At 58.2% G+C, this 7292-nt stretch carries 5 protein-coding genes; 1 reads left to right on the top strand and 4 read right to left on the bottom strand.

Annotated features, from left to right (window positions below):
• Window positions 1-25 precede the first annotated feature (25 nt).
• The 4 genes from lnt to HOJ95_02950 form a co-directional block, all read right to left on the bottom strand.
• Window positions 26-1558, bottom strand: a complete 1533-nt coding sequence (gene lnt / locus HOJ95_02935) for an apolipoprotein N-acyltransferase (GenBank protein ID MBT6393639.1) — start codon at window positions 1556-1558, stop codon at window positions 26-28.
• Complete coding sequence (gene uvrC / locus HOJ95_02940; GenBank protein ID MBT6393640.1) at window positions 1555-3528, bottom strand: excinuclease ABC subunit UvrC; 1974 nt, start codon at window positions 3526-3528, stop codon at window positions 1555-1557. The genes lnt and uvrC overlap by 4 nt, the downstream gene beginning before the upstream one ends.
• Window positions 3525-5543, bottom strand: a complete 2019-nt coding sequence (gene uvrB / locus HOJ95_02945) for an excinuclease ABC subunit UvrB (protein ID MBT6393641.1) — start codon at window positions 5541-5543, stop codon at window positions 3525-3527. The genes uvrC and uvrB overlap by 4 nt, the downstream gene beginning before the upstream one ends.
• Before the next feature lie 93 nt (window positions 5544-5636).
• A complete protein-coding gene (locus HOJ95_02950) occupies window positions 5637-6161 on the bottom strand; it encodes an HNH endonuclease (protein ID MBT6393642.1) in 525 nt (174 codons plus the stop codon).
• A gap of 202 nt (window positions 6162-6363) precedes the next feature.
• Between HOJ95_02950 and HOJ95_02955 the strand changes: the two genes are divergently transcribed.
• Window positions 6364-7292: hypothetical protein (locus HOJ95_02955; protein MBT6393643.1), on the top strand; the 929-nt coding region annotated here is incomplete at its 3' end.

Below are 7292 nucleotides of genomic sequence, written 5' to 3' on the forward strand. Positions count from 1 at the left end.
AGCCGGGCGACCGGCGGCAATCATATCACAACCGCGGATGGCGGCGGATCCAGGCGAGCCATCCTGCCAGAAGCGTCATGAGGAGACACAAGATGGCAAACGTGTCTCCAATACGTGCATAAATTGTGGGCGGCCCCGTTCGCGGGGAAACGGTGTCGGCTTTGCGCCATTTTTCAAACAACGGGCTTCTGAATCGCACCGCCCCGGTTGCCTCGACGATGGAGCTGATGCCTGTGTTCGCGGCGCGAATGATGGGGGTGCGAAATTCCACCGCCCGCATGGCCACCATCGAGAGATGTTGCTCGGAGGCGGCTGTGCGCCCAAACCAGGCATCATTCGTGATGTTGACCAAAAACCCCGCCTCGCTCATTCGGCGAACGACACGGGGGAAGATCACCTCAAAGCATATGAGCACCCCGAACCGGCCACCTGGCACGTCAAAAATGCGAGCCTCCTCGCCGCTCTCGAATCTTCCGATGACGGGCACAAATTTCTCAACAAAGAAAAGGAGCCACTTCAGCGGGACATACTCACCAAAGGGCACAAGATGCATTTTGTCGTAGCGCCCCTCATCCTTGCCGTCCGGTCCAAGGAGGTAGGCCGAATTGTAGAGGTTGAGCGCCTCCCCATCACGCTTGGCGGAAAGGGAGCCGAACAGGATGTAGCTCCCTGCGCGACGTGCGATATCAGCAAGGCGTTTTTGCCACCCCGGCTCCTCGGAGTAGACAAAGGGCGCTGCGGCCTCAGGCCACACGATAAGAGGCGGGACGGGGCGACTCATATTCTGAAAGTCCTCGCTCAAAGCGCCGGTCAGCTTCGTCAACTCGCCAACGATGGCCGCCCGCCTTCCGGGCACCCACTTTTGATCCGGACGGGTGTCGGGCTGAACAATTCCGACGGGCCTCGGGGGGCCCATCTCCTCGGGCAACTCCTGAAGACGAAGATAGCCATAGCCCACAACAATGGCGGCGGCGAGTACACCGCCCCCCAAAACGACAACAGGCGCCCTATCCGTGTTGCGGAAAAAATGCCAGAAAATCGCGTTGATCAACACGATAAAAAACGAGACACCGTAAACACCTACAAGGTCGGCGATTTGGATTACCGACAGAACGCGGTACTGACTGTAGCCGAGCAGCGCCCAGGGAAAACCCGAGAGGAAATAGGCGCGGACAAGCTCGAGCGCAACCCAAATGATCGGAGCCATGATCATTCGTGAATAGCCACTCGAGGGTGTCATCCAGGTCAGCAGATAGCCAAAGGCAGCTACGTAGAGACCGATATAACCCGCCAGCGTCAGAGCCAGCAGCCAGGCCAACGGCGCAGGGAGCCCCCCGTAGTTGACCATTGTCACCTCGACCCACCAGATAATTATCAGGTAGCCGATGAAGCCCGTGACAAACCCAAGAATAGCTCCCTCAAGCGGGGATTTTTCATCAAGCGTCCACAGAAGGGGAAAGAGCGCCACCCACGCAATCGCCTCGAAAGTAAAAGGCGGAAACAAAGAGCCCAGCATGAGCCCCGCGAGCGCGGCAAAACCCATATCGCGCCACGTCATTGCGTGCTCTCCTCTCCAGCAGGGGCGCCGTCTTGCTCGCGCCCACCCAGATGCTCCCGAATGGCGGATAACAGACGCGGCGTGACCCCCTCAACTTCCAAAAGCTGCTCGTCGGATGCCTCAAGCACCCCGCGCAGACTTCCGAAGACGCGGAGTAGGTTCCGGCGCCGCTTCGGGCCCAGGCCCGGCACATCGTCGAGCCCGCTACGCAGATCCTCCTTCGCACGTCGGCTTCGGTGATACGTCACGGCAAAGCGGTGCACCTCATCTCGTATGCGCTGAAGAAGAAGCTTCTCCGGGCTCCCCTCTTTCATACGAATCGGCTCCGAGACCCCAGGCAGGAAGAACACGTCCTGATCGTCAGGATTGTCCGCCGTCCTCCCCTTCGAGATTGAACACAGCCCCACATCGGCGATACCCACCGCCTCAAGGGCGGCGGCGGCCGAGGATAGCTGCCCCTTGCCACCATCGATGAGAATCAAATCGGGCATCTCGCCCCCCTCGTTCACAATTCGCTCGCAGCGCCTTGAAACAATTTCGCGCATTGCGGCGAAATCATCGGCCTCCCCCACCACCGAGCGGACCCGGTAGCGGCGATAGCCGTCCTTGAGAGAACGCCCCGCCTGAAAAGTCACGCTCGCACCTACAATCTGATGGCCGTGCAAATTTGAGATATCAAAAGCCTCTATGCGATGCGGGAGATCGTCGAGCCCGAGCGCCAGCCTGACGGCCTCAAGGGTCGCTTGATCTTTACTAAGGCGCTCCTCGCCCTGCACAAGCGCCTGAATAGCATTCTCGCAGGCCATATCGACAAGACGACGCTTGCTCCCGCGCCGGGGAATGAGCACATCCACCTTGCGCCCGCGCCGCTCGGTGAGCCACCGGGCAATGACCTCGGCATCGGGCGGCGTGGCGGACAACAACACCTCGGCCGGAAAGTAGGATTGCCCCATGTAATACTGCTTGATGAACGCCGAGACGGCCTCGCTATCGTCCAGCTCGCTCTTAAATGAGAGCGTGAAGACCTGATCGCCCAGCAAGCGCCCTCCCCGGACGAAAAAAAGCCTAAAATACGCTCGGTCATCCTTGCGATGAAGACCCAAAATATCCTGGTCCCCGCCAAGGGGCGTGACCATCTCTTGCTTTTCAAACACCACGTCGATGGCACGTATCTGATCGCGCACCTTCGCGGCCTTCTCGTAGCGCATGGCCTCGGCGTGATCGGCCATCTCGCGCTTGAGCTTCGCCTCAAGCTCGGTGTTCTTACCTTTTAAAAAGTCGAGAGCGTCCGCGATTTTCGCGTCGTACCCCTCTTTCGTCTGAAGCCCATCGCAGGGCCCGAGGCACTGCCCCATCTGGAAATAAATACATCGCTTCGCCGTCTTATCCTCTATCCCTCCAGTGCAGGGACGTATGTTGAACGTTTTATGGAGAAATCGAATCGTCCGGCGCAGCCGTCCTGAGGCAGGAAACGGCCCCAGATATTCGGCCCCGTCCCCGGCAGGGCTTCGCACGATACTCAAGCGTGGATAATCCTCATTCACACTGAGTTTGAGATATGGGAAATGCTTGTCATCGCGCAACAAAAGATTGTGGCGCGGCTTGTGCCTTTTAATGTAGTTGTTCTCAAGGATGAGGGCCTCAAGCTCGGTCGCGGTGACAACGTGTTCTATCACCGACACCTCGCGCACCATTTTCTCAATCCAGGGGCCGCGCCCGGTCGATTTTCCAAAATAGCTACGCACCCGGCTTCTGAGGCGCACGGCTTTGCCAATATAGAGAACATCACCCTCAGAGTTTTTAAAAATATAGATGCCTGGCTTTTCGGGAAGACGTTTGATCACCGCCCTGTCGATGGTGGCAACCACCTTCTCCGGGCGGACCTGTTCCATAGAATCTTGCTCCGGAAGATCCTGCTCCGGAGAGGTCTTTGCCATCTCTGAATCGGGTTTCACATCTTGTGCGCTCATGGCACCCGCTCCCCGCCGAGGACACCGATTTGGCGCCGCTCGATGGCCTGTATCCGGTCACGAAGCTCTGCGGCACGCTCGAACTCGAGTTTTTGCGCCGCCTCGCGCATCTGCTCGCGAAGCTTCCCGAGGTCAACGGCCTCCTCCTCGCTCATCCCGTCCCAGAGCGACTCCTCCTCGGCAACGCCCGCCGTCAAATCCACATAGTCCATCTCGCCCACACTCTCAATCATCCCGTCCATCGAGCGGCTTATCGATCTCGGCGTAATTCCGTTCTCCTCGTTGTAGGCCATCTGAATGGTCCGCCGCCGGCTCATCTCATCGAGTGCCCGCTGCATCGAGCCGGTTACGCGATCCGCGTACATGATCACCCGCCCATCAATATGACGCGCGGCACGGCCCGATGTCTGAATCATTGAGGTATCCGAGCGCAAAAAGCCTTCTTTATCTGCGTCAAAAATTGCCACAAGCGCTACCTCGGGCAAATCCAAGCCCTCTCTCAATAGGTTGATTCCGATCAACACATCGAATTCGCCCGAGCGAAGATCGCGAATGATCTTTACCCGCTCTAGGGTTTCAATGTCGCTGTGCAAATAACGAACTCGAACACCAAGGTCATCGTAGTACTCGGTCAAATCCTCGGAGAACCGCTTAGTCAGTGTGGTGACGAGAATACGCTCGCCTCGCGCAACCGCCTTTCTCACCTCGCCCAGGAGATCGTCCACCTGGCCTTGCGCCGGACGTATCTCGACCGGCGGGTCCACAAGCCCTGTCGGTCGAAGAACCTGCTCGACGACGACCCCCCCTGTCTTTTCGAGCTCATAGGGGCCCGGTGTGGCCGATATGTAGCAAATACTGCCCCACTGCTCCTCGAATTCCTCGAACTTGAGCGGGCGGTTATCGACCGCCGAGGGCAGGCGAAAACCATAGCGAACAAGATTCTCTTTCCGCGAGCGGTCGCCCTTATACATCGCCCGGAGTTGAGGGATGCTCTGGTGGCTCTCGTCAACGATGACGAGGTGATCGCGTGAGAGATAAGAGAAAAGTGTCGAGGGCGCCTCCCCCGGATCGCGGCCATCGAGGTGGCGGCTGTAGTTTTCGATGCCGTGGCAGTAGCCCACCTCGCGCAGCATTTCCATGTCCTGAAGGGTGCGCTGGCGAATACGCTGGGCCTCAAGTTCAAGGCCCTGGGCATTCAGGTCGGCCACCTGGCGCCAAAGCTCCTCCTCGATGCTTTCCTTGGCCCGCGAAAGGCGCTCCTCGGGCGTGATGTAATGGCTGCTCGGATAAATTTCGACTTGCTCGATACTTCGGAGCACTGTGCCGCGTAGCGGATCAATCTCGCTGATTTCGTCTATCTCGTCTCCAAAAAATTCGACACGGAGGGCTTGGTCCTCCTCATGCGCGGGAATGACCTCCACCACATCGCCCCGGGCGCGGAAAGTGGAGCGCAGGAGATCCATGTCATTGCGCCGGTACTGAATACGGACGAGCTGGGTCAAAAGCTCCTCGCGATTCAACTCCTGCCCTCGTTCAAGATGGATGTGCAGATCATAGTAGTCCGAGGGAGAACCCAGGCCGTAGATCGAACTTACGCTGGCAACGATGATGACGTCCTTGCGCGTAAGTGCCGAGCGTGTGGCCGAGTGACGCAGGCGGTCGAGCTCATCGTTTATGGCCGAGTCCTTTTCGATATAGGTGTCTGTCGTCGGAACGTAGGCCTCGGGCTGGTAGTAGTCGTAGTAGCTGACGAAATATTCGACCGCGTTGTGGGGGAAAAAATTCCTGAACTCGTTGAAGAGCTGGGCGGCGAGAGTCTTGTTGTGGGCAACGACGAGGGTGGGCTTCCCGAGGCGGGCAATGACGTTCGCCATGGTGAAGGTCTTGCCTGAGCCGGTGACGCCGAGCAAGATCTGCTCGCGCTCGCTGCCCTCGAAACCCTTGGTGAGCGCATCTATGGCCTGTGGCTGATCACCTGTCGGCAGAAAATCTGAGACAAGCTGAAATTCGCTCATCGAAATAAAAACCCATTTTTAAAGGCGGCAGTCTCGGAAACACATCTCCAACAGGACAATCTATCGAATTGGGAGAGGATAATAAAGGGCGGTCTATAATGAGACGAAGGGGGCGAGATATTTTTCCCATTGCGTCTGGTGCGAGCCATTCATGCGGGCGCCCATCCATTCAAAGGGATAGTACTTTGGCTTTTTGGCCGGGCGGAGCAGGCGCATGCCATTGTCCTCGGGTAGCCGGTTTCCTTTTCGGGCGTTGCACTTGCGACAACAACAAACGACATTCTCCCAGCTTCCCCGCCCGCCCTTTGAGAGGGGCACGATATGATCGATTGTCAAATCGGTGGCCGAGCCACAGTACTGGCAGGTGTGGCCGTCTCGACGGAACACGTTTTTCTTGTTGAAGGGAACCTCCGCCTTGCGGGGCACATGGGCAAAACGCAGAAGCCTTATTACCACCGGCATGCGGAACGACATCCGCTCGCTACGAACCATCACGCCGTCCATCTCAATCGTCTCCGCCTTTCCCAGCAGCATCATTCGAACCGCGCGCCGCGCACCACATACATTGATGGGCTCATAGGTCTGATTGAGCACAAGAACGCGAACGGACTCGATCATGCCACCTCCCTCGAAGCGAGTGGACAACGGACGGATCGAAACAAAATCTCCACAGGCTGATAATACTTTATCGTATCTAGGGGCCACCATTGTCAACGATGTATTCTGGCACCGGGGGGCTTGGTGAGCCTCCTCTTGCGGCCGCGAACGACGGCGTTTATCCTGCCGCGAAACGCTAAGGCAGACGAGGAGAGGTGGCGCATTGAGTTCTGGCAAAACGACAAAGAGGCGAACAAGGATTTTTCTCATCCTGGCCATGTTCGCCCTGGCCCTCGGGGGCGGGGCGGGGGCGGGATTTTCCTATTTCTACAACTTCCCCGAGCTCGAATACCTGCGTGACTACCGACCCAGCACCATCACCCGCGTCTATGCCAAAGACAGCCGCCTCATCTCCGAGCTTTTTCAGGAGCGCAGGGTGCCCATTCCCCTTTCGCGAATTCCCGTTCAGCTGCGCCAGGCCTTCCTCGCTATAGAGGACGCCCGCTTCTACAAACACCCTGGCGTTAGCACACGAGATATTTTCCGCGCCTTTTGGCGCAACCTGCGAGCCGGTCGCCTGGTGCAGGGCGGCTCGACTATTACACAGCAGCTCGCCAAGGTCCTCTTTCTTACCCCCGAGCGCACGCTGACCCGTAAAATTCGCGAGGCCTTGCTCGCCCTTGAAATTGAGCGGCGCTTCACGAAGGACGAAATTCTAGAGTTCTATCTTAACCAGATTTATTTGGGCTCGGGCGCCTATGGGGTCGAGGCCGCCGCGCTCTCCTACTTCGGAAAAAGCGTGGGCAAGCTCACCCTCGATGAGGCGTCCACGATTGCAGGTTTGCCCAAGGCGCCCTCGCGCTTTAACCCGAGAACCCGGCCCGAGAACGCCATCAAGCGCCGCCGCCTTGTTCTCAAGCGCATGCGAGAGGTGGGCAACATCACCCCCGAGCAAGAAGCCGCCGCCGCCGAGGCGCCTCTGCGCCTCGTTCCGCGCGCACTCAATACCTCGCCCGAGGTGGCCTATTTTGCCGAGCGCATTCGCCGCAAACTCGGCCGGCGCTACGGATCTGCACTCTACCGAAGCGGCCTCACCATCCGGACAACACTCGACTTTGCTCTGCAGAAAACCACCCACACCGCTCTCCTCAA

This window comes from Nitrospinaceae bacterium (assembly GCA_018669005.1).
Classification (GTDB): Bacteria; UBA8248; UBA8248; order UBA8248; family UBA8248; genus UBA8248.

Coding starts and splice junctions, on each gene's coding strand:
- lnt (MBT6393639.1), bottom strand. CDS start 1,558: ATGACGTGGCGCGATATGGGTTTTGCCGCGCTCGCGGGGCTCATGCTG.
- uvrC (MBT6393640.1), bottom strand. CDS start 3,528: ATGAGCGCACAAGATGTGAAACCCGATTCAGAGATGGCAAAGACCTCT.
- uvrB (MBT6393641.1), bottom strand. CDS start 5,543: ATGAGCGAATTTCAGCTTGTCTCAGATTTTCTGCCGACAGGTGATCAG.
- HOJ95_02950 (MBT6393642.1), bottom strand. CDS start 6,161: ATGATCGAGTCCGTTCGCGTTCTTGTGCTCAATCAGACCTATGAGCCC.